Origin of the sequence: Herpetosiphon gulosus (genome assembly GCF_039545135.1) — a bacterium.
In the GTDB taxonomy this organism is placed as follows: Bacteria; Chloroflexota; Chloroflexia; order Chloroflexales; family Herpetosiphonaceae; genus Herpetosiphon; species Herpetosiphon gulosus.
The window spans coordinates 25,286-48,519 of record NZ_BAABRU010000017.1 but is presented as its reverse complement, the minus strand read 5'-3'; the positions used below and the strand labels follow the sequence as shown (position 1 = coordinate 48,519).

Annotated in this window: 23 protein-coding genes; 3 read left to right on the top strand and 20 right to left on the bottom strand. The window is 50.2% G+C overall.

Annotated elements, in window-relative coordinates:
* The first annotated feature begins 57 nt into the window (after positions 1 to 57).
* Positions 58 to 1,236, top strand: coding sequence for a tRNA guanosine(34) transglycosylase Tgt (gene tgt, locus ABEB26_RS20375; RefSeq protein WP_345723905.1), 1,179 nt, complete (start codon positions 58 to 60; stop codon positions 1,234 to 1,236).
* On the top strand, positions 1,233 to 2,657 hold the full coding sequence (locus ABEB26_RS20370) for a hypothetical protein (protein ID WP_345723904.1): 1,425 nt from the start codon (positions 1,233 to 1,235) through the stop codon (positions 2,655 to 2,657). Before tgt ends, ABEB26_RS20370 begins: the two co-directional genes overlap by 4 nt.
* A 96-nt stretch (positions 2,658 to 2,753) precedes the next feature.
* On the opposite strand, the gene rlmD is transcribed toward ABEB26_RS20370, so the two are convergent.
* The 8 genes from rlmD to ABEB26_RS20330 all read right to left on the bottom strand — a co-directional run bounded on the left by rlmD (position 2,754) and on the right by ABEB26_RS20330 (position 9,959).
* Entirely contained in the window at positions 2,754 to 4,025 is a 1,272-nt protein-coding gene (gene rlmD / locus ABEB26_RS20365; RefSeq protein ID WP_345723903.1) for a 23S rRNA (uracil(1939)-C(5))-methyltransferase RlmD, read from the bottom strand.
* 18 nt (positions 4,026 to 4,043) lie between these two features.
* Positions 4,044 to 5,120, bottom strand: a complete 1,077-nt coding sequence (locus ABEB26_RS20360; RefSeq protein ID WP_345723965.1) for a site-2 protease family protein — start codon at positions 5,118 to 5,120, stop codon at positions 4,044 to 4,046.
* An 8-nt stretch (positions 5,121 to 5,128) separates the two neighbouring features.
* A complete protein-coding gene (locus tag ABEB26_RS20355) occupies positions 5,129 to 5,680 on the bottom strand; it encodes a GNAT family N-acetyltransferase (protein WP_345723902.1) in 552 nt (183 codons plus the stop codon).
* A gap of 33 nt (positions 5,681 to 5,713) precedes the next feature.
* A complete protein-coding gene (locus ABEB26_RS20350) occupies positions 5,714 to 6,217 on the bottom strand; it encodes a vitamin K epoxide reductase family protein (protein ID WP_345723901.1) in 504 nt (167 codons plus the stop codon).
* 7 nt (positions 6,218 to 6,224) lie between these two features.
* On the bottom strand, positions 6,225 to 6,965 hold the full coding sequence (locus ABEB26_RS20345) for a DsbA family protein (protein WP_345723900.1): 741 nt from the start codon (positions 6,963 to 6,965) through the stop codon (positions 6,225 to 6,227).
* A gap of 88 nt (positions 6,966 to 7,053) precedes the next feature.
* Positions 7,054 to 8,541 (bottom strand): phytoene desaturase family protein, encoded by a 1,488-nt coding sequence (locus ABEB26_RS20340; protein ID WP_345723899.1) that lies wholly within the window; start codon positions 8,539 to 8,541, stop codon positions 7,054 to 7,056.
* Between the two features lie 179 nt (positions 8,542 to 8,720).
* Complete coding sequence (locus ABEB26_RS20335; RefSeq protein WP_345723898.1) at positions 8,721 to 9,704, bottom strand: helix-turn-helix transcriptional regulator; 984 nt, start codon at positions 9,702 to 9,704, stop codon at positions 8,721 to 8,723.
* Between the two features lie 63 nt (positions 9,705 to 9,767).
* Positions 9,768 to 9,959, bottom strand: a complete 192-nt coding sequence (locus tag ABEB26_RS20330) for a hypothetical protein (RefSeq protein ID WP_345723897.1) — start codon at positions 9,957 to 9,959, stop codon at positions 9,768 to 9,770.
* Positions 9,960 to 10,247: 288 nt separating this feature from the next.
* Between ABEB26_RS20330 and hutI the strand changes: the two genes are divergently transcribed.
* The gene (hutI, locus tag ABEB26_RS20325) at positions 10,248 to 11,531 is read left to right on the top strand and encodes an imidazolonepropionase (RefSeq protein WP_345723895.1); all 1,284 of its coding nucleotides are present in this window, start codon (positions 10,248 to 10,250) and stop codon (positions 11,529 to 11,531) included.
* Here hutI and ABEB26_RS20320 read toward each other — a convergent pair.
* The 12 genes from ABEB26_RS20320 to ABEB26_RS20265 form a co-directional block, all read right to left on the bottom strand.
* Positions 11,482 to 13,839, bottom strand: a complete 2,358-nt coding sequence (locus ABEB26_RS20320; protein ID WP_345723894.1) for a histidine kinase N-terminal 7TM domain-containing protein — start codon at positions 13,837 to 13,839, stop codon at positions 11,482 to 11,484. The genes hutI and ABEB26_RS20320 overlap by 50 nt on opposite strands.
* Positions 13,840 to 13,853: 14 nt before the next feature.
* Positions 13,854 to 14,921, bottom strand: coding sequence for an adenylate/guanylate cyclase domain-containing protein (locus tag ABEB26_RS20315; protein ID WP_345723893.1), 1,068 nt, complete (start codon positions 14,919 to 14,921; stop codon positions 13,854 to 13,856).
* Positions 14,918 to 15,289, bottom strand: coding sequence for a response regulator (locus tag ABEB26_RS20310; RefSeq protein WP_345723892.1), 372 nt, complete (start codon positions 15,287 to 15,289; stop codon positions 14,918 to 14,920). Before ABEB26_RS20310 ends, ABEB26_RS20315 begins: the two co-directional genes overlap by 4 nt.
* 96 nt (positions 15,290 to 15,385) lie before the next feature.
* On the bottom strand, positions 15,386 to 16,693 hold the full coding sequence (locus ABEB26_RS20305; RefSeq protein WP_345723891.1) for a bifunctional folylpolyglutamate synthase/dihydrofolate synthase: 1,308 nt from the start codon (positions 16,691 to 16,693) through the stop codon (positions 15,386 to 15,388).
* Positions 16,694 to 16,920: 227 nt separating this feature from the next.
* Positions 16,921 to 18,675, bottom strand: a complete 1,755-nt coding sequence (locus tag ABEB26_RS20300) for a GAF domain-containing sensor histidine kinase (protein ID WP_345723890.1) — start codon at positions 18,673 to 18,675, stop codon at positions 16,921 to 16,923.
* A 28-nt stretch (positions 18,676 to 18,703) separates the two neighbouring features.
* Entirely contained in the window at positions 18,704 to 19,315 is a 612-nt protein-coding gene (locus ABEB26_RS20295; RefSeq protein ID WP_345723889.1) for an RNA polymerase sigma factor, read from the bottom strand.
* A 76-nt stretch (positions 19,316 to 19,391) separates the two neighbouring features.
* Positions 19,392 to 19,808 (bottom strand): type II toxin-antitoxin system death-on-curing family toxin, encoded by a 417-nt coding sequence (locus ABEB26_RS20290; RefSeq protein WP_345723888.1) that lies wholly within the window; start codon positions 19,806 to 19,808, stop codon positions 19,392 to 19,394.
* A complete protein-coding gene (locus tag ABEB26_RS20285) occupies positions 19,805 to 20,203 on the bottom strand; it encodes a type II toxin-antitoxin system death-on-curing family toxin (protein ID WP_345723887.1) in 399 nt (132 codons plus the stop codon). Before ABEB26_RS20285 ends, ABEB26_RS20290 begins: the two co-directional genes overlap by 4 nt.
* Complete coding sequence (locus ABEB26_RS20280) at positions 20,200 to 20,412, bottom strand: hypothetical protein (protein ID WP_345723886.1); 213 nt, start codon at positions 20,410 to 20,412, stop codon at positions 20,200 to 20,202. Before ABEB26_RS20280 ends, ABEB26_RS20285 begins: the two co-directional genes overlap by 4 nt.
* Positions 20,413 to 20,564: 152 nt before the next feature.
* The gene (locus ABEB26_RS20275; protein WP_345723885.1) at positions 20,565 to 21,164 is read right to left on the bottom strand and encodes an anthranilate synthase component II; all 600 of its coding nucleotides are present in this window, start codon (positions 21,162 to 21,164) and stop codon (positions 20,565 to 20,567) included.
* A gap of 21 nt (positions 21,165 to 21,185) precedes the next feature.
* Positions 21,186 to 22,016 carry a universal stress protein gene (locus ABEB26_RS20270; RefSeq protein ID WP_345723884.1) on the bottom strand — a complete coding sequence of 277 codons (831 nt, stop codon included), beginning with the start codon at positions 22,014 to 22,016 and terminating at the stop codon, positions 21,186 to 21,188.
* 8 nt (positions 22,017 to 22,024) lie between these two features.
* Positions 22,025 to 23,200, bottom strand: coding sequence for a hypothetical protein (locus ABEB26_RS20265; RefSeq protein WP_345723883.1), 1,176 nt, complete (start codon positions 23,198 to 23,200; stop codon positions 22,025 to 22,027).
* Positions 23,201 to 23,234: the final 34 nt, after the last annotated feature.

The window sequence follows — 23,234 nt, the reverse complement described above, 5'->3', positions numbered from 1 at the left end:
ATCCTTATGCTCAGAGCTTTTTCAGTCAGCCAAAATAGCGCTATAATTGTCCACATTATGAACAACTTTACTTACACCCTTGAACATAGCGATGGTGAGGCGCGGGCTGGCCAATTCAGCACGCCGCATGGCACTATTCAAACGCCTGTCTTTATGCCGGTTGGCACGCAAGCCACGGTTAAAACGCTTGATCCCTTGGAAGTAGAGGCGATCGGCTCGCAAATTATCTTATCGAATACCTACCATTTGTATTTGCGCCCAAGTGCCGATTTGGTGGCTGAAATGGGCGGTTTGCATCGTTTTATGCAGTGGCCTAAGCCAATTCTGACCGATTCGGGTGGCTTTCAGGTGTTTAGCTTGGGGCCACATAGCAAAATCGATGAAGATGGCGTAACTTTCAAATCGCATATCGATGGCTCGAAACATCGCTTTACCCCCGAAAGCGCGATTGGCATTCAAGAAAAATTGGGCGCTGATATTATTATGGCTTTCGATGAATGTGCCCCGCAACCAACCACCCATGCCTATACCAAAGCCGCCATGGAGCGCACCCATCGCTGGTTATTGCGCTGTATCGCTGCCAAAACCCGTGACGATCAAGCCTTGTTTGGGATTGTCCAAGGTGGGGTTGAGGCCGATTTACGCCGTGAAAGTGCGAGCTTTATCGCCCAACAAGATGTGCCTGGTATCGGCATTGGTGGCCTGAGTGTTGGCGAACCCAAAGATCAAATGTATGGCATGCTCGAAGAAACTACACCTTTGCTACCGCGCAACAAGCCGCGCTACCTGATGGGTGTTGGCTCGCCCGAAGATTTGCTCGAAGGCGTGGCGCGTGGGGTCGATATGTTTGATTGCGTACTGCCAACTCGTTTGGGGCGTAATGGAGCCTTATTTATTCCCGAAGGGCGCTTGAATATTGGCAATGCCAAATATGCCCGCGAAGATGCGCCAATTGATGCAACCTGCGATTGCTCGACCTGCCAACGTTTTAGCCGCGCCTATCTGCGCCACTTGTTCCGCACCGAGGAAGTGCTTGGGCTGCGCTTGGCAACCCTACATAATCTGCGTTTTTTGATTCGGCTGATGGAACAAGCGCGTGAAGCAATTCTGCAAGATCGCTATCAAAGCTTTATGGATGATTGGCTCAGCCGCTTCCAAACTATCCCGCATGCTGTGCGTGAAGCCAGCCGTGCTGCTCGTTTAAACTCGTTACGCACCCAAGGGGACAAGGCATGAGCGGCGTGACCGTTCGTTCAACCGAAGAATATACCCGCATCGCTTGGCGCTTGATCATTTTGGGCTTTCTGGCGTTTTGTTTTGTGATTGCGAGTAGTTGCTATTTGGCATGGCGCGTCAAGGCTTTTGCCCGCACTCAGCCAGCTGAACCAGGCACGCTTGATACCTATGTGAGTGGGATTGAAATTATTCGGGCTGGCATGGTTCAGCCTGAACTACCCACGCCGCCCAAAACGATCATCTATGAAGGCGATCGAATTAACGTCAGCAGCAAAGCACCAGCTGGCATCGCCGCCACAATCACCTTATTCGATGGCAGCAAGCTTGATCTGTGGGCTGGCACAAGTGTGGTATTTGAAAAAGTTCAGACCACACGGTTTAGCTCGCGCAACCAAGAAGTAGCCTTGCGCTTGGAATCGGGCTTGGTGCGCTTGCGTTTGGCTTCGGTCGCCTCGCAACAATATCAAGATGTACATTTCAGCGTGTTTGTGCAGCAGGCTGGTTATAGTGTCGAGCAGGCTTTGCTCAAACCAGGTGGAACCTATCGCGTGCGTTTGCTTGATGCCAATGCACCAACCACCAGCGCTAGCGAACGTAAACGGCTCAAACAAACCACGATCAGCGAATATGTGGTTGAACAAGGTGGCATCACGTTGGCCTATAGCAGCCAGAGCCGCAGCATCACCAACCAACAAAAGCTCGAAATTGCCCAAGGCCGCTTATCGCAACCACAGCCTGCCGAATGGCAATTAGCTCGCGATAGCAACTTTACCGAGTTTACGGCCCAAGAATATAACAATAATGCGACTGTGCCAGTTTCGGTTACCGATATTGTGCGGGCTGATACATGGCGGGTATTTGGCTCGTTGTATTCGCCTGAAGCCGAGGAAGATGGCTATTTTTATGTGGTTGGCGGCTGTGCCCAACGGAGCACCGAGCAGCCAAATAATTGCTTGCGCCCGTTAATCAACGTAGCGCAATTTCATCGTGACATTAGCGAAGGCATCGACCATACCAAGAGTTTTCGCACAGGCATCACCCAAACAATTGACCTCGATACAACCTCGTATAGCAAACTTGAATTGAGCTTTACTGGGCGAATTTATGAGCAATCGCTCAATCGGGCGGGTGACATTGGCGAAGAATGTGCTTTGGCGATTGCAGTTTTCTACTACAATCCCGCCAACCAACTTGGCTCAACCACCTATTGCTTTTACGCCCGCGACGATGCTGGCCCAGGCAGTATCTCGAATAAAGAATATATTCGTTCGCTCAAGTTGCCCTATCGCCAATGGACTGATCAAACCCTCGATCTCAAAGATGATCTTGGCAATATGCGCCGCATCTCGCACCTCGAGATTTATGCCAACGGCCACGATTATATCTCCGAAATTACCAATATTCGACTGATTGCAAAGTGAACATTCCCTAACCCGTTGTGATATACGAGGGGAACCCAAATTAAAAACGCCCCTCTACCGCCGCAGTGGGAGAGGGGTTGGGGTGAGGGCTAATCATTAGGCTTTGACGAGCAACACCAAGCTCTCAACATGGCTGGTTTGCGGAAAGAAATCGTAGGGCTGCGCATGTTGAATGCTATAGCCGCCAGCCTGCAAAATTTTAATATCGCGTGCCAACGTACCAGGATGACATGAAACATAGGCGATCATGGTTGGTTGGGCAGCAATCAGAGCATTTAACGCCACTGGCTCAACGCCACGCCGTGGCGGATCAACAATCGCCAAATCAAATTGCTGCTTGAGTTGGGGCAAAATTATCTCAACCTTGCCAGTTTTCAAGGTCAAATTGTTAAGTTGATTGGCTTTGGCGCTGGCCTGAGCATCGCGAATCGCCGCCGGATGTTCCTCAATCCCCCAGCCATGACCAATTTTATGTGCCAAAGGCAACAAAAACGTGCCAACTCCACAAAAGCCATCAAGCAAACGGGTGGTGTTATTCAACGGCAAAAAACGCTCGATCTGCTGCAAAACTGCCCGCGCCCGCTCAACATTGGCTTGAAAAAAGCTGGTTGGGGTAATCCGCAAACGCACATCGCCCAATTGCTCATACAGATATTCGGCTCCTGCCAAGGCCATCCAACCCTCGCGGGTCGCCGAAGAAACTCCGGCAATTGTGGCATCAGCCACCATCCAACGCCGTGCCCAACTACGCCAAGCACTTTGGCCTTGCCCCATCAAATGGCCGTGGATCGTGCCATCAGTGGTGCTCAGGCGCAAGCTAATTTCACGCAAACCAACTAAGGGCAACAAAGGTTTTAACCGTTCAATCGCCGCATTCAAGCGTGGATCGATAATCAAGCACTGCTCAAATTCGACAATCTGGCGACCGCCAGCAGCGTAAAACCCAATCCGTTGACCATCAACATGGATACGAGCAACCGAACGATAATGCCATGGCTCGCCTGCCGCCGTAGCCGCAACCTCGGCTTGATCGGTCTGAGCTACAAAGCGCAATTGCTCGGCCAAAATCGTTTGTTTGGCTTGGCGCTGGCTTTCAATCGTTTGATATTGCCAATCGCAGCCGCCGCAGCGCTGATAGACCGGACATGCTGGAATAACTCGTTCAGCTGCCGGATTGCTTGGTGGCTCCAGCAAAACCCCACGTGCCCAGCCATTGCGGCGCTCGGTTAGGCGCACCCGCACCTGCTCACCAGGCATGGCCGCCGCCACAAACACCGGTCGGCCAGCGTAGCGGCCAACTCCATCGCCGCCTTGGGCCAAGCCATCAATTGTGGTGACAAGCTCTGGCGGCCATTCAAAATCGCTCATTGTAGTTCCCATCTGGATTTAAACTTTGATTTTGAGAGCGCTCTGGACAAAGGCTACCACATCGCGATGGCGCACAATCCCCACAACAGCATCGCCATCGGTTACGGGCAGGCTATCGTAACGCTGGCCGAGCATGGTGTAGTAGGCAGTTTGCATACTATCACCAACGTTGAGGCGTGGCAGATCAGCCTTTGGAGTCATGGCATCGCCAACCGAGATGCTGCGCCATTCGCCCATGGCATAGCGATACAGATGTTGCACGCTGATCATGCCGATCAAGCGTTCGGAGTGTACGACTGGAAAAGCAGGCTCAGCTTGGCCCAGCAAATATTGGCCAGCAAATAAATCGAGGGTTAAATGCGGCGAAACTGTGCGAAAACTACGGGTCATCACTTCGCCAACTAAGGCTCGGCTAAGGGTGTAGTTTAGGGTTGTTTGCACAAAATTACTGACCGCAGCCCGATTAGTCATCCAGCCCATCAGCAAGAGCAAGCTACCAGTTAAGGCATTGCTAAACAAAGCCACCAGCCCGATAATCATCAAGCCATTACCAAGATAGCGCCCAATCATGCTGGCTTGGAGCGTGCCTCGCAACAGATCATCATTCAAAAACCAGAAAATCGAGCGGAGCACGCGCCCGCCATCGAGCGGATGACAAGGTAGTAAATTAAACACCGCCAACAAGCCATTGATAATTGCCAAGGTGGCCCAAAAACTAGCCCAAACTCCTTGGGAAAACCAAGCCCCCACGAAGGCGGCAATTGCCAAGCCAACATTGACCAACGGGCCAACTAAGGCAATTTTAAATTCACTTTGCGGCAAATCGACATCATCGGCTAGCTCGGTTAGGCCACCAGTTAAAAACAGCGTGATTGCGGTTACTCGCAAGCCTAACCGCCGAGCCATCAGGGCATGACCAACTTCATGCAGCACAATTGAGCACAACAGCAGTAATGTGCCAAGCAAGGCTAGCGGTAAGCCCGATTGCCCATTGAGCGTAAACAGTTGCTCAAAGCTATAGATGCTCAGGCCAGCCAAAATCAGCCAGCTGAGATGCAATTTAATCGGGATACCGCTGACATTACCGATGCGCATGCTCCACACTAGGCTGCCTCCGTTTCCTCATTGCCACGTAAATGATCGACCAATTCGTTGATTTCGGCGCTGTAATCGTGCTCGCACTCTGGCTTAGCACGTTTCCAAATCATGCTGTTGGTCACTTTGAAGCCATAGCGGGCATATAAACGCATTGCGCCTTTATTGGCCTCACGCACATCAAGTTGTACATTTTGGCAGCCTTTGCCCTCGGCCCGCTGACAGGCATAATCGAGCAATTTGGTGCCAATCCCTTGAGCACGCGCCTCGGGCACAAGGTAAAAATCTTCTAAATAGGCATAGGGCGCGGCGGCCCAGGTCGAAAGCCGATAATTAATCTGAATACAACCCACAACTTCATCTTCGTTGGGGCCACGCTCAGCAATCACAAAATCGCTAAAGCCAGTAGTCAGCATCGCCCGAATAATCTCTTCCAAAGCTTCAGGTTCGGGTGGCGTGACACCTTCTTCCGTAGCTAAAGCCGAAATCAACGGAGCGAGCAAAGGAGCATCTTCAGGGTGACACAAACGCACACTAAAGATCGATTCAAAATGCGCCATAAACGCTGGTCCTTACTTGAATAATAATCTGTATTATACCGCAGTCGCGTTGGCAGGGTCGAGTTGTTCCGTAGCAGTTAATCGGCGGGCTTGCCACCAATCAAACCCAGCTAAAGCCCAAAATAGCACTGCCACAACTGCCGAGATGATACACCACTGACACCATTCGTGCAGCACCCACGCCTCAATTGCCGTTAGATAGGCTGAAAATGCCAGCCCGCCGCTTGCCAACACCAAGTTGATTGTTGGCAGGCTAAACCGCCCAAGCTGCGATCGCTGCAAACTCAGCACGCTGAGCACCAACAAGAGTAAAAAGCCCACGAAGCCAATATACGCCACCGGAATGCCATTGGTCGGCGGGAAAACACTGTATTTGCTAGCTTGGACAGCTTCGCAATTGCCAACCACGCCACAGACCAACGGGGCACTCTGGGTTGGTCGCAAACGGTGAATGGTTAAATAACTTGAATTAATCAGGCCGCCAAGCGCCAAAAAAGCCATGGCCATGCGCGGCCAATCTGGACGTTCGTCCATCATACGCCTCCTAGGGAGTAACACTTAATTTCGCATCAATCGCTACTTTTAAATCGCTATAAAAATTGCCTACAAAATTAATCCGATCATCGTTGATAAAAACGGTCGGCGTTTGATCAAGGCCTAAGCTTTTGGCCGAATCGTATGAAGCGTTGATTGCTGCCGTATGCGTCTGTGCATCCATACAATCTTCTAACTTACCAAGGTTGGCTCCAGCCTTGACTGCCGCATCAAGAATCAGTGGCTGCGGATTTTCAATATTGGTCCATTGCAATTGGCTATCGTAAAGCGCCATGTGTACCGGCCAATAGACACCTTGATCGCCAGCACAGCGGCTTACTTCAGCCGTATATTGGGCCATTTTATGAATACTACGCAAAGGAAGCTCGCGATAAATCCATTGGACTTTGCCACTTTCAATATATTCGGCATCAAAATTGGCATTGGCTAAATCAAGCTCAAGTTGCCGACAGCCAGGACACTCAAAATCAGCAAATTCAATCACCTTGATTGGAGCATTGGGATCGCCCTTATACCAATAGCCTTCCGAGGTTTGACCAACGGCTGCATTGATCACAGGCCGTACTGGAATACTGGCACTCGGCGGAGCAACCGGAGCTTGCAAGGCTTGAATAAACACAAAAGTTAAGCCAACGATACCACCTAAGCCGAGCAGTAAATAAAATGGCAAAAACGAGCGCTTTTCACGTACTCGCTGGCGACCTTGGCGCGGTTTGGGGGTGTTGCTCATAGCATTATTCCTTTCGTAAAACAGCTGTATTTTGGCAAGCAAGCTGCTGCCACAGTCGCATCGTAACGATCTTTGGGCAAACTGACTATCAGAAAATAGTCCCAAGTTTGGGCTTCTCAGCAACTCCTAATCTTTGCATAGCCCAGCGTGCCCCAGCTTTACCCGACAACAGCACCAGCGGAATTCCGCCACCTGGATGAGTTGCCCCACCAACGAGGGCTAGATTGTGCAAGCCTGCTGGCTGATTGGCTGGCCGCAAAAAGGCTGCTTGCAAGCCATGTGAAGCTGGGCCATACAACGATCCGCGCTGGGCATTGGTCATGCTCGCCAGATCAGCAGGCGTGAGCATGGTTTCGCTGATAATCGTTTGATTCAGCCCAACCAAACCATGCTGCTCCAAACGGCGCACCACTAAATCGCGATAGGCCGTCGCCTCGCGCTGCCAATTCACGCGGCCTGTAACTGGAGCGTTAACCAAGACAAATAAATTTAACATTCCAGCCGGAGCATGCTCAGGGTTCGAGCGGCAGGTTGCGGCGATATAGATCGTTGGGTCAACCGCAGGCACACCATGCTCAAAAATAGCCCGAAATTCGGCAGCATAATCGCCGCTGAAGAAAATATTATGATGCTGCAATTGGGCGTAATCGCGATTGACTCCCAACAGCAACACAAAGCCTGAGCAAGCTAATTCGTGGTTTGGCGCTTTGGTAGTTGGAATCAATTGATCAAGCGCATACATCGCATCAGCATTAACAATCACATAATCGGCATTAATCGTGCGACCATCACTCAAACGCACACCAGTAGCGGTTTTGTTGGTTACGATAACTTCGCTAACCAAGCTATTGAGCTGAATATCAACACCCATTTCGCCAACAATGCGGCCTAGGGTCGCCGCCAATTGATACATGCCACCATCGATATACCAGCCGCCTTGGGCGATTTCAACGTAGGGAATAATGCAAAATGTCGCGGGCGAACGATAGGGCGAGGAGCCATTATAGGTTGCATAACGATTGAACAACTGGCGCAGATAGGGATGTTTGAAGTAGTGGCGTACCGCTTGATCAACGGTTTTTAAAGGAGCAATTTTCCACACATCGCGCAACAAACGTGGTTGCAGCATCGTGCGCAAGCCCTGAAATGGCTCAAGCAAAAATGGCTCAGCGGCAGCCTGGTAAATCTGGGCACTAAATGCCATAAAGCCCAAAAAGCCTGCGACATCGGCTGGTTCGAGGTGTTCAATTTCTTTTAAGAGTTTGGGCAGATCGCTCCAAGCATCGAGGCGCGTGCCATCGGGCCATTGATAACGGCAGGTTGGATCAACCGGCTTGATCGTCAATTCGTCGGCAAGCTTGCGCCCAACGCTGGCCAGCAATTCTTCCACCACCCATGGCATGGTAAATAGCGATGGCCCGGTATCAAAACGAAAGCCATGCTGCACAACTTGGGCCATTTTGCCACCAAGGGTCGCGTTTTTTTCGAATAAGGTTACGGCGACACCCGCAGCTCGCAAGCGCAAGGCTGCTGCCAAACCACCCAAACCACCACCAACAATCACCACATGCTGCATGCATTCATCCTTAAATCAACGCCTGATACTCCGCATTATTTGCTATTGTACCGCGTGTTGAACCGTCAGCCCGAGCATATCGCTTAACGACGGGTGAGTAATTTTTGACATTAAACGCCAACCCCTCATCTCAATCACGAGATCAGGGGTTACTGATGCATCCAAATAAGCTTGATTAATTAGTGATATTGCTGAACCATACGTTGGGCGTGTTCGGCGACTTCATCACGCAATTCAGCCGGAGCCAATACTTCAACATCAGCGCCCCAGCCCAGCACCCACGAACGCATTTCGCGCGTACCAGCAAGCTTCATCGAAAGCTCACAGCCGCCATCGGGCAAATCGAGCACTTCTTGCGAACGATGCCAAGTGCTTTCTTTGACGCGGCGAGCCACAACTGCGCTAAATCGTAAACGCACCGTGACGGTATTGCCCTCGTCCATGATGCCCCAGCTATCGGCCAACATCGAATACGGGTCAAAATCAGCAGGAATCACATATTCATCATCGAGAATTTCGGCGCGTTGCACTCGTTCGAGCTTAAATGTGCGCAAAGCATTGCGTAACGGATCGTGGCCAATCACATATGAGGCTGGCTCAAACCGCGATACTTCGAGCACATACGGCGCAACTGTGCGCTCCTCAGGCTCTTCACGGTTCGAGGCCCAATACGAAAATTTGACCATCCGCCGATCAGCCCAAGCGCGAGTGAAGGTTTCGAGCACCAAAATATATTCGCGGCGGGTTGGGCGCAACTGAATTTGGGCCGCCACATTGCTCAAATGTTTAGCAATTGTTTCATCGGGCAGCGAGGCCGCAATTTTCTCAAGCGCCGCCACCACATGCGGGTTTTGCTCGTCGCTATGGTGAGCCAGCAAACGGGCAGCAAAAAATAAGGAAATTGTTTGATTCAAATTTAAGCGCACCGTCGAGAGATAATCTTCACGATTAATCCCAAATTTGCCCTCAAATTGCCACATTGGCACGCCCATGTCTTCAAGCGCACCCAAATCACGGTAGATGGTGCGCCGATCCATGCCCGTGGCCTCGGCCAAATCCATCACCCGCAAGCCTTGGGGATTATTATAGAGTTTGCGTTCAATCCAGCGTAAACGTGCTGCTTTACTGGCTAAACGTTCATCGCTCATAGCAACCTCAAGCATAGGCGCTGCTCAAAAAAGAAGCACGGCATAGGCCGTGCCAGCAGCAAGCCAATAATGTGTCGGCTAGAACACATTTAATACAGCTAGCACGACCATAAGTGCCAACAACCCACCACCCATCAAAATGATCCGAATCAGATCATGGCGAATGTAGATATATTCCACATCTGGGTTTATGCCGGCTGATGATGATGTTTTGATATTGCGAATTGGTGGTCGCCGACGCGCCCGCGTCGAACGGCGATTGATTGTCATGACCGTGTATCCTCCTTATTGGTACGGCTATTATAGCAGATAAGCCGACCTTTTCAGCTATAGGGCATGATGATTAAGTTTACACTCCCCACACGATCATTAGGAAAATCACAAAGCTTCAATGCCTGATCAATTGTCATTTAGGGGGTGCAGGGCGATGAAAACCACCTGCGTTTCCCTCCAGCGGAGGAACGGAAGGGTGGCGAATCATAGAAATCACTTCATACCATCAACTATGGCTGTGGTAGGATACAGCGGTTATCATCGCTGTTAACTCAAGGAGGAGTTATGCCTCACGCAGATCAATTAATTACCAATATAGGTCGCTTGGTTACTGGTCCGCAAGCACCCTTACGTGGCCAGCAGTTGGCCCAATTAACCTCTATCGATCAAGCTGCCGTCGCTGTCCAAGCAGGCAAAATTGTGGCACTTGGCAACCAAGCTGAGCTTAGTGCATGGACAGCCGATCAAGTGGTTGATGCCCAAGGCTATTTGGCCATCCCTGGTTTTGTCGATCCCCACACCCACGCTTGTTATGCAGGCGATCGCGCCCATGAATTCGAGCTACGGATCAAAGGCGCAAGCTATAGCGAATTAATGGCGGCTGGCGGCGGAATTATGTCAACAGTTCGTGCCACTCGGGCGGCGAGTAAAGCTGAATTAGTGGCCCAAACCCGCCCACGGCTTGATCAATTTTTGGCTCATGGCACAACTACTGTCGAAATCAAAAGTGGTTATGGGCTGGATACTGCCACCGAATTAACCATGCTCGAAGCGATCGCTGAGCTAGCCCAAACCCATCCAATTGGCATCGTGCCAACATTTATGGGAGCGCACGCCATCCCCGCCGAGTATCGCGACAATCCCGAGGGCTTTGTGGATTTGGTGATTGAGGAGATGTTGCCTGCGGTAGCGGCTTGGTGGCAGCAACAATCGATCTGGCAAGAACCGTTGGCTTGCGATATTTTTTGCGAAAACGGGGCATTTTCAGTGGCCCAAAGCCAGCGAATTTTGGTTAAGGCCAAGGAACTAGGCTTTCGATTGAAGTTGCATGTCGATGAGTTTGAGCCGTTGGGCGGCACGCCGCTGGCCGTTGAACTAGGGGCAATCTCGGTTGATCACTTGGTCGCCACGCCGCCTGAGCATATCGCAATCTTGGCCAACTCGGAAACCGTCGGCGTTTCGTTGCCGGGCACGCCGTTTGGTTTGGGCAAGAGCCAATTCAGCCCAGCTCGCAGTTTAATCGAAGCCAACGGAATTTTGGCACTAGCCACTGATTGTAATCCAGGCACCAGCCCCTGCGAATCGATGCCGATGGCAATTGCGATTGGTTGTCGCTATTTGCGGCTGACCCCAGCCGAAGCCTTGAACGCCGCCACAGTCAATTCAGCATTTGCGATTCGCCAGCATGAGCGGGTCGGTAGTTTGGCAGTCGGCATGCAAGCTGATATTGCTCTGCTCAATGTGCCCGACGAACGCCATATTGGCTATAAGTTTGGTACAAATCCGGTTGCAATGGTGATCAAAGCAGGTAGGGTGGTCCATCGGAGCCAACTTCACGCTGATCGCTAAATGGCTGCTCGACCCATGGCAATTTGACAATAAACGTTGAGCCATGACCAAGTTCGCTAGTGACTTCAATATCGCCGCCCATTAATTTGCAGAGATTACGACTAATGGCCAAGCCCAGCCCAGTGCCGCCATATTTACGCGTCGTTGAGGCATCGGCTTGGCTAAAATTTTGAAACAAATTGGCAACTTGCTCAGCCGTCATACCAATACCCGTATCACAAACCCGTATTTGCAAACAAGCAGGCTCATCGGTCTCATCAAGAAACAGCGAGAGCGAAATCGTGCCATGGTCGGTAAATTTAGCGGCATTGCCCAGCAAATTGATCAAAACCCGCCGCAATTTGGAAATATCAGTCCAAAACATCAAGTTATGGTAAGTTTGGTCGATCATCAGGCTATTATGGTTGCGGTCAATCTGTGGGCGCACGGTCGTAATCACATCATTTAATAGAATGCTAACCCGCGTTTGCTCCCAATAGACAGGCATTTTGCCAGCCTCAATTTTCGAGAGATCAAGCACGTCGTTGATTAAGCCCAACAAATGTGCTCCCGCCGAGCGAATCCGATCCAAATCGGCTAAATAAATTTGGTCGTTGGAATCAAGCAAATCTTCGCGCATCACATCGGCATAGCCAATAATCGCGGTGAGCGGGGTGCGTAATTCGTGGCTCATATTGGCCAAAAATTGGCTTTTGGTTTGGCTGGCAGCCTCGGCAGCATCCTTGGCACGGCTTAGCTCGCGAGTCAATTGTTGCTGGGTTTGGTACACGTGGGCATTGCCAATCGCAAACGAGATTTGAGCTGTGGCGGCTTCCATCAATTCGGCATGCTCTTGGCGAAAATGATCAACCTCTGAGTGCAACAGCATCAAAATGCCTAAAATTCCAGCTGTACCAAAAATCGGCAAGGCTAGCACCGATCGGGCATTGTAGGGCGCGTTTGGCAAATGCAACCAGCGATCATCGGTGTGGGTGTCTTTGATCAGAGCAATTTGATTGTGAGCGACAATCCAGCCAGCCAAGCCTTGACGCATCACCCGCCCAACCAAATTTTGTTGCTCGATCCGGGTAGCTTTTTCACGTGCCAAAATGCTGTGGGTGACCATTTGATGCTGATCGAGCAAAAAGATGCTGCCTTGCTCAGCGGTCGTTAAGTGCAAAGCAACATCCAGTGTGCTTTGTAAGGTCTGGTCAAGATCTATTTGGGCGCTGGTGGCGCGGGCAACCTCGACCAAGCCCGCAAATAAATTACGCTGTGAGCGTAGCAAATCTTCGTATTGATGGCGCTCAGTAATATCGCGCAGCAACAACAAATGGCCGAGATAGCGATTGCGATCGCTTAATGGCGATAATTGCACATCGAGCACTAATTTTTTCTCATCGCGATGGAGCGTATATTCCCAGCGCAAATGCTCATCAGGATCAGCCGATTGCGGCGTATCCAAACGTTCTAAAATGCTGACGATCGCCGATTGACCAATTTGTTGATCAGGCCGAATATCTAACAACTTACCAGCCGTGGCGTTCATATCCATCACGCGGCGTTTGGCATCGAGAAAAATCACACCCTCGCTAAGATTTTCCATCAAAATATGCCGCGCAATCGGAATCGTATCGAACAACCGATAGCGCAATGCACCCCACGCCAAAGCAACCGTACTAATTACAAAACCAAACGGAGTTAAATCAAGATACGGAAATGGCCGATAGCCTAAAATATGAAATGCATTAGTAACCCATGGAGCGAGCGCACTTAAAATTAATGCAATAATTTGATTCTGGTACAGCGATGAAGAAAGCACCAACGCTTGCAATAAAATTAACGTGCCAGCCGCCATAAACACATATGAATAGGCCGTATGCACCCAAAACCATGGCCCATAATAAGTTTGGAGCATGGTATATTCGCCATACATCGCAATTTCGGTTTTTGTCCAGATCAAATGATGCCATTCATTTGTCCAGACTAAAACAATTGTGATTGCAGGAATAATCATGGCATATAAAAAACTACGCTTGGTTACAAAACGCTCTTGTCCGGTGTAATATAACGCATACGCCACCCACGCTACTGGTGGCGTAGCAATGCCTAAATATTGAGTTTTAGCAAAAATAACTTTGGTCGCTAAATCAACACTGACCAATTCCCATGCATAGCCCAACGTCCAAAAGGCAACAGTGAAGGCTAAAATAGCAAACGGCCACATCTGTGAAACAAAGCGGCGACGTGAGACAATAATTGCGATTGCAAACGAAACGCTGCTCGCAATCAAGGTGGGAAAGGTATACGATGGAATTTGCCAGTGCATAACAATTCCTAAGCTTAATGATGCCGGTGGCGAGTAAGAATATAGGTCGTGCGCGTGCCGAGATGTTTCATTTCGACCCCATGGCGTGGCTGCAAACTAAAATGCTCATGATCTTGCAACAAGGCATAAGTTTCGGCGCTAACCTGAATCGTGTTAGGATGAGCGCTACTTTCCATGCGGCTAGCAATATTAACCGTATCGCCCCACAGATCGTAGCTAAACTTGATCATGCCAATCACGCCTGCAACAACTGGCCCGCTATGAATGCCAATTCGCATTTGTAAAGGCTGGCCGTTGGGCATCGGAATTTGTTCAATCGCCGCCAACATCGAGGTAGCAAAGAGCGCCAAACGTTCGGCATGGTCGGGCTGGGCAATGGGCAAGCCTGCGGCAACCATATAGGCATCACCGATGGTTTTGATCTTCTCCAAGCCAGCATCAAGCGTCATCTGATCGAAAAGTGAGAACAAACTATTGAGCCATGCTACCAGTTCTTGGGCATTAATATGACCCGATAACTCGGTAAAACCAACAATATCAGCAAATAATACACTGACACTGCTAAAATATTCGGCGATGTTAGCCTTTTGACCTTTGAGTTGGTCGGCGATCGTTTGCGGCAGAATATTGCGCAAGAGGCGGTTGGATTGAGCTTGTTCTAAGGCGATCGCTTGTAGATAGGCCTGTTCTTGGTCGTGCAAACGCTTTTTTTCTAATGATGCTTCAATACGTGCTCGCAACAAGGTCGTATTAAATGGCTTGGCCAAATAATCTTCGGCTCCCATTTGAATGCCCTTAACCACGTTTTCCATATCATCAGCTGCCGAAACAATAATTACCGGAATATGGCGTAATTTTTCGTTCTGTTTGAGATTTTGCAAGACCTCAAAGCCATTCATCACGGGCATCATAATATCCAGCAACATCAGATCGATCATATGGCTTTGAACATAATCAAGTGCTTGCTGACCATTCTCAGCAAGCACTACTCCATAATTGCGCCGCAATAGTTGGCGTTGCAGCAAATAGCGGTTATCTTCGCTATCGTCAACAACGAGAATACGAGGTTGGGTTGCGGTCATAGTGGCGTATCCTCGACTAAGGCCTGAATCTTACTAACGAGGCTAGTAAAGTCAACTGGCTTAATCTCATATTCGTTGCAACCTGCTTCCAAACAGCGCTCTCGATCGCCAGCCATGGCATGGGCAGTTAAACCAATAATCGGAATCTGATTGACCGCTGGATTGGCTTTGATGATTCGGGTGGCCGTCCAGCCATCAACATTCGGTAAACTCATGTCCATCAAGATGATATCGGGCTGCAAGCTTTCAACCAAATCAATCGCTTCTTGGCCATCGACGGCAATCGAAACCTGAAAATCGCGACGTTCAAGGCGGCGCTTCAACATATCGCGATTCATTTCATGGTCTTCAACAAGTAGAATATGCATACAAACTCCAATGCTCGTTGCTCCATGCCTAATCGCGAAGGCTTCTCTGCTGTTGCTAGTGTCGCGATTTGGCATTACGAGTCAGTTTACGATCGGCTAATCGGGCTGGGCTAGGCCATGGGTTTCACGCGCTTCGGCAGCCACAAACAGCGATCCAGTTACGCAAATGAGGCCAGCGGCGGATGTGAGTTGTTGGGCCAGCGTTAAGGCCTCGGCCACGCTGTTAGTCTGATGAACAGGGCGATTCACCTGCTGCTGAATCAGTTCAGCTAGCTTTTCGGGCGCTAAAGCCCGCGGATGGCGCGAACAGGTTGTGATTAGGTGAGTTGCCGAATTGGCGAGTTGCTGAATAATTGCCTGAATATCTTTGTCGCTTGATGTGCCTAAAACTAAGGTGAGTGGTCGGTTTGGGTAATGTTGTTTGAGCGCTTGCAACAACACCCGCGCCGAATCGCCGTTATGCGCTCCATCAACAAGCGTCAACGGTTCGTTGGCAATTTGCTCAAACCGAGCAGGCCATTGGGTCGTTGCCAAACCTTGGCGAATAGCATCATCGCTAATGGGGAAACCTAGCTCACGTAAGAGCAATGCGGCGCTGGTGGCAAGTTGGGCATTTTGCATCTGAAAATCACCCTTCAAGCCCAGTTGGTCAGGTACAATCACCAGTGGATATTCGGCAACTACCCCTGAGGCCTGCTCCTGCAACCCCGCCATCCCGGCAATAAACAACGGAGCCGTTTGCTCCGCAGCAACCTGAGCGATCACCTCAGCCGCCTCGGCCTGCTGCACAGTGCTAATGACTGGCACATACTGCTTGATGATTCCAGCCTTTTCATAGGCAATTTTGGCCAAGGTATCGCCTAGAATCGCCGTATGATCATAGCTAATCGAGGCAATCACGCTGAGCACAGGGTTAACAGTGTTGATCGCATCATAGCGCCCACCCAAGCCAATTTCAAGTACTGCTAACTCAATTGCCTGCGTAGCAAAGTAGTACAAGCCCAAGACCACCCCAATTTCGTAGGTGGTCGGCGAACCAATTTCGGGGTCAAGTGGCTCCAACAGCGGTCGCACTTCGTTAATCAAATCGACAAGTTGGCTTTGACTAATCGGCTCACGATTGATTTGCATGCGTTCGCGGTAAGAGTGCAAATGCGGCGAGCTAAAAAAGCCAACTTTTAGGCCACTCTGGCGGATAATCGACTCTAAAAAGGCACAGGTCGAGCCTTTGCCCTTCGTGCCAGCCACAATCACCGCCGGATAGCGCAACTGAGGATTACCCAATAGCTCTAGCATGGCCTTGACCCGGGGCAAATTAAACTCTGTCGGATTTTTAGGTAACTTCTTCTCGCTATCGAGGAAACTATAGATCCAATCCATGGCATCTTGATATGTTTGCAGCATCGATGCTTGCTCCAGCTAAATCGTATGCTGCTTAGTGTACAACCAATAGCAGTTTATGTGCATTTTTATCGCTTGTTCCCTCACCCCCTGCCCCCTCTCCCGCCAAGCGAGCGAGGGGTAAGCAGGAATGTCCCTCGCCCGCCGCAGTGGGAGAGGAGTTGGGATGAGGGCAATTAACCACAAAACCCCGCGACTAGCACTCGTCGCGGGGTCAGCAGATTCATTATCTAAATGCTACTGGCATCGAGCGGTACAATAACCCGCACGGTTGTACCAGCGCCAACTGCTGAGGTCATTTCGGCGCTCCCGCCAACCATGCGTGCTCGTTCATCAATATTTAAGAGGCCAAACGAACCACGTTTACTGTAGTTAGCGCGAACTGCTTGCAAATCGAAGCCCTTGCCATCATCCTGAACGGTGGCCATCAACTCATCGCCTTGGCGCGTCAGCCGAATCCAGATATGTTTGGCTTGAGCATGTTTCATGGCGTTGTTGCTGGCTTCTTGAATGATGTTGAACAAGGTGCCTTCACGCTTAGCATCAAGCCGCAACTCGCCAACTGTTTCTTCGAGCAGCACTTGGGTTGGGCCATCTTTAAAACGAGTCACATACTCGCGCAGAGTTGCGACGAGGCCTTGGCTATCCAGGGTCAAGGGGCGCAACTCAAATAAGAGCGTGCGAATATCGTAGGTGGTGCGACGGGCCAATTCGCCCATTTTGGTGAGTTCTTGCATCACGCGGCTTGGTTCGCGCTCCAGCAAACGCTTAACAAACTCAATATTCATGGTGATGGCGGCCACCGATTGGGCGGGGCCATCGTGCAAATCGCGGGCAAGTTGTTGGCGCACTTCTTCTTCTTTGCTAATCAATTTGGTGCGTTCGTCGCGCAATTCGCCAACCAATTGGGCATTGAGCATGGCAATAATCGCGTAATTGGCCAAAGCCGAAACCATACCCAATTCATCTTCATTGATCTGGTCGCGATCAACCCCGACCACCACAATCCCATAGTTACGGCGGCCTGCACTTAGCGGCACACAGCAAACACATGCGCAGTTTTGCATCGATGGCACGCTGCTCAAGGCATGCGATTGACGTAAATCGTTCAAAATGCGTGGCGTGCCCGAGGCCAAAATCGAGGCCATAATGCCAGTTGGCTCAATCGCAATCCGTAAATTGAGATCACCAGAGCCAACCCCAACGCCTGCTGCTACATACAATTCATCTGGCTCGCCAGTTGGCAAAAGCACGACACTGCTGCGGCCATTGATCAAACGAATCGATTCTGTCACGGTTGCATCAAGCACCGTTTGAAAATTCATGGTGGTACTGAGTTTATAGGCAACTTCGTAGAGTGCTCGCATGCGGTCACGATACGATTCAGCATCACGCTGAGCGCTATCGACATCACGCCGTGCAGCAATCACATGTTCACGATTAATTTCGCTAGATTGACCAGAAAGCGTGCTGACCAACCACGAAACCAAAATCAAAGCTGTGCAGTTAACCGCAATGCTAACAAACATCTCTTCGCTGCCAACATTGCTGGCATCGCCAAACCGCCGATACAGCGTGATGCCTGCATAGACAACTGCCGCACCAACGCCTGTGCCAACTGCTTGGGCAGGCGAACGATTGGTTGAAGCCCACACCGTTGGCAGCATAATCAACGCCACCAACAAGGCTGGTGGCAAACCGCTAAACAACGCAAACAGCGCAATAAAGCCAAAATCAACAATGAAAATCCACGATGGCAGGTTGCGAAAGCGGGGCACAAAGGCCAAACTAGCCATCGCTATGCCATAAATTGCATAAGCCCACCAAATTAAGCCAAATGGGGTGGTTGGCGGAATAACCGTATGTTGATCGATGCGAGCGCCGACGACCAAAATTAAGCCAAGGCTAATCAACCGCACCAAGCTAAATAGTGGATCACCGGACATTAATAGTCGTGGTGTAATGCGTGGGACGGAGATAGACATGGTTGAATCTTCCTCGGCACTAACTATCTTAGAAGGAAATTCCGTCAATCAGTGGTTCGCCCTCGATCGCAGCTTGGTGCAGCTGCTCTTTGAGAATTTTACGGGCGTAAAACAGCCGCGATTTAATCGTTCCCTCAGGGCATTCGAGAATTTCGGCAATCTCCGTCAGGGAGTAATCGTGAAAATAATGTAAGACTAAAACCGCGCGATGCTGTGGTGAAAGGCGCTCTAGGGTTTGGCGCACAACATCTTGCATCTCACGGCGTTCAGCTACCACATCGGGCGCAGAACGAGAGCTAGCCCGCAAGCGCTCAGCCAATTGATGAAATGGCTCGTACCATGGGCGTTGGCGCTTGATGCGGCTATAGCACAAATTCACCGTTACACGATAGAGCCAAGGGGCCAGTGGCATGCTGCCATCAAGCTTTTTGGCGTGGCGATACAACCGATAAAAACAATCTTGTAAGACCTCTTCGGCCAATTGCTGATCGCGGGTAATCCCCAAGGCAGTCTGAAACAATTGCTGGCGATAGCGATCAAACAATTGTTGCAACGCCAACATATCGTTGTTGGTGGTAATTGCCTCCAACAAAACAGCATCACTTCGCTCTGATTGTGCGTGATCGTCAGCGATGGCCATTTGGGTATTCTTTCTATGGTTGTGTGGTTTACGGTGGGCTATTTGTGGCCCATTATACCACAGCCATTTTGGCTTTTTAGCTACGATTTTCGCCAATTGGCTGCGAATGTTGAGCCAGCCAACTACTGGCAGTTTCATAATCTTGGCGATGCATGGCCAAAGCCGTAGTAAATTGGTCGGCCTCTGCTGCATCAACGGTTAATTGGTAGCCGTTCAAAGCCAAAAATCGGGCCGTAATCGCGATGGCGATGCGTTTATTGCCATCCCAAAATGGATGATTGCGAATCAGCCCAGCCAGAAGCATGCCTGCTTTGGCGCACAGGGTTGGAAAAAGCTCTTCACCAAACATCGATTGAAAGGGCGTGGCTAAGGCCGAAAGTAATTGTTGAAAGCGCAAAACATCGAAGCTCTCGCCATATTCTGCGGCAATTGCATCACGAATATGTAAGGCTTCTTCAAGCGTAATATAGTGCAATGTCGCTTCTTCACTCATAATTGCTCACAACGTTGCTCGATCCAAGCGGCCTGTTGTTCGCGATCCATGCCACGTTCTGCCGCTACGAGCAAAATCCAATCGTAAAGGCTATCGTCGTCGGGCGTGTTGAAGGCATAGCCATTCCGAGCCAGAAATTCAATCATCGCCAGTAAGGCGGTGCGTTTGTTACCATCGCTAAAACAATGGCCATGAATCAGTGCATCGAATAAAGCAGCGGCCTTGCTAAAGGTATCAGGGTAGAGATCCTCGCCAAACATGGTTTGTTGGGGCACAGCCAAGGCCGTGGCTAATTTCTCAAAGCCCTGTTCAGTAATGCCATGAATCCCACCGATGTGCTGAATAACCATCGCTTGCAGCATAAAGGCATCGGCCAGGCCCAAATACTGGGTCACAGCAGCCTCCGCAAGGTTTCGGCATATTGGGCCATGGCTTTGCGTACCCGTGGTACAAGCTGCGGGTCTACTTCGGGCAAGGCTTGCAGCGAAAGATAACCATCGGCATCAAGCTCAACCGCCAATAAGATGGTGGTTTGTTGGCTAGCTCGCAGCCATTCGGCCAAATGAGCGGGCACTTCTTCCGGTTTTAATGTTAATTGTTGCATATTACTCGAAATCTACTAATCCCAGCTGAAATCACAGAGAGAATTGGCTTTTGGCTTTTGGTACTCCAACCTATTCCCGATAGTCCATAGCCTGAAACCTATAGCCTTAAATGCCGATAGCCTCATATTCCCCTTGCTCTATGTTCTATGTTCTATGTTCTTTCTACCGCTAACTCGGGCTTAGCAATGCTCAAGAAGTTGGCCAGCAACACTTTGCCATGCTCAGTCATAATCGATTCAGGGTGGAATTGCACGCCTTCAATTGGCAAGGTGCGGTGGCGCAAACCCATAATCAAGCCATCATCGCTCCAAGCGGTGGCCTCAAGATCGCTCGGCAAGCTCGCTTCTTCAACAATCAATGAGTGATAGCGGGTGGCGGTGAAGGGCGAAGGCACGCCAGCGAAAATCCCCACATTCAGGTGAGTAATCGGAGAGGTTTTGCCGTGACGCAATTGGGGCGCACGAATCACTCGCCCGCCAAAAGCCGCTCCAATCGATTGATGGCCTAGACAAACGCCCAAAATAGGGTATTCCATGCATAACTCGCGGATGAGTGGCACGCTAATGCCAGCTTCGGCGGGAGTACATGGCCCAGGCGAAATCACAATCCGGTCGATGGCTTCCATGTGGCGAATATCATCGACCTCAATTTCATCGTTGCGCTTGACCACCACCTCGGCTCCAAGTTCGCAGAAATATTGGTACAAATTATAGGTAAAGGAATCGTAGTTATCGAGTAGCAAGACGGCCATAGCAAACTCCTTGATTGCGGTTTAGAAATCGCTGGTATTTTGCACAAGTAAAACAGGAATTGGACTATTAAACAAGATCTCAGCACTAACATCTTCGAGCAAAACCCGATCAAGCGGCGTTCGCGCCCGATGCGCCCCAATCACTAAAAGATCATAGCCGCCAGTTTTGAGTTCCTCTTGAATTTCTTCAAGCACCATGCCAGCGCGAATTCGCACGGTGGTAGTAATGCCACGATCGGTCAAAATTGTTTTGGCGGCGGCAATATTACGCGCCACCTCGCCCTGCTTTTCCATCACCAAATCGGCGAGCCGCTCGGGGTCACGCTCCTCAGGCTTATAGGTCAGCGATAGTTGCGAAACAATATGCAAAATTGTCACCTGCCCACCCAGCGGCCCGATAATTGAGGCCGTCATTTGGGCATCGTGCAAGGTTGCGGGGCCACCAGCAGCACAAACCAAGGCTCGGCGCAACTCATTCGGACGGCCTTGCATCAGCAACATTGAGCAGGTTAAACGCCGAGCCAACGAACCAATCGCCGATTGACCAAGCCAACGCCGCCAACCCTCTTTGCGCAACGGCCCAAACGCTACTAAATCAGGTTGGCTGGCGCGAGTTTCGAGCACAATCGCCCGTTCAGGCGTGGCTCCGCGCATCGTGCGAGTTGGTGCTTGATCGCTTTGCAACAATTGCTCGGCATTGAAAAAATACATTTCGGCTTCATCTTGATGGGCTTCATCGACCAAAAAAGTCGTTTTGACATGCGCTTGACGAGCTAATGGCGCAAGATAGGCCACCATGCGCCGCGCAGCCGAGGAGCCATCAAGGTAAATCATCAAATTAAAAGGCTTCATAGTTGATCCTAGATAAATAACAGCAGAATCGGGGTCACGACCATCACCACCATGAAGGTAACCAACATCGGCGTATCGTTGACCACTCGATCAAGCAAGCGCAAAATTAACCGCTCATATGGGCGATAGAGAAAAATCAGAATAATTAATGAAATTACACTAATGCTGATAATTTCAGCCAGCACTACTGTAAAAGCAAATGGATCTTTGATCAACAATGAGGCAATCAGGGTATCGATAAAGGTGGTGATGTTGGCTCCCATAATGTAGGGCAAAGTATTTTCACGCCGAATAAAGCCGCGGGCCGAAAGTGGTACCAGGATTGAGAGCGAAACCGAAACTGATAAGGTTAATGAGGTAACGAACGCTCCCAATAAAAACATCGCCCATGGTCGATAGATCAGGCCGCCAATCCGCCCAAAAGCGTTATGTTCAGCATCAACCTGTGGCAGCGCTTTATCTAAAAGGTTAAAGGCAAACAGCAGGATACCAACCCCAACCACAAAAATCACAACACTGGTAGCTGGCAAAACCCCAGTTGTGGCAGGAGTTGCCCCAAAGATATTGATAATGCCACTATCAATCGTGCGAATCAGCCAAGCCACAATCGGATCAAACACCTGCTCGACGAAATCGAAAATTGCCGATGGCAAGGCGATCCGCACTTTATCAAGGCCGCTATCAGTCAATAGCCAATAGCCAATTGCCAAAGCAGGTAGATAGGTGGTGGCAGTAACGCTGAGTGCCAGCACGCCAATTGAAAGTGATGCAGCTTTTTCACGGCCTCGCAAAAAGTAGATAAAGCCAATCACCAACACAATAAACGATGCACCCAGCCGTGAGCCAGTAATCATCGTAAAAGCCTGAAGCGGATCGATTACTTTGCTATCGAGAAATGAAAGTGCAATCCCCGCTACGGGCGAGCCACTCAGCACCCCATAGGCAAAGAGCCAACCAAAGCCCAAGGTATTCAGGGCATTTTCGATCCCCAAGGTTTTAGTCAGAAATGGCCCTAAGCCGCCTGCCCCTTTACTTAACAAGCGCAAGGCTAAAATAAAGAAAAACAGGCCAACTACTACAAAGCCAAATTTCATCAATCGCCGCAACCAACGATTCCGTTGAAGCAGTGATGGCGTAGCTGGACTATCCACGCCCACATCCTGCTCGGACTGGTGTTCGCTCATGCAGTGCCTCCCAAAGCACCAGAGAATCAGATCA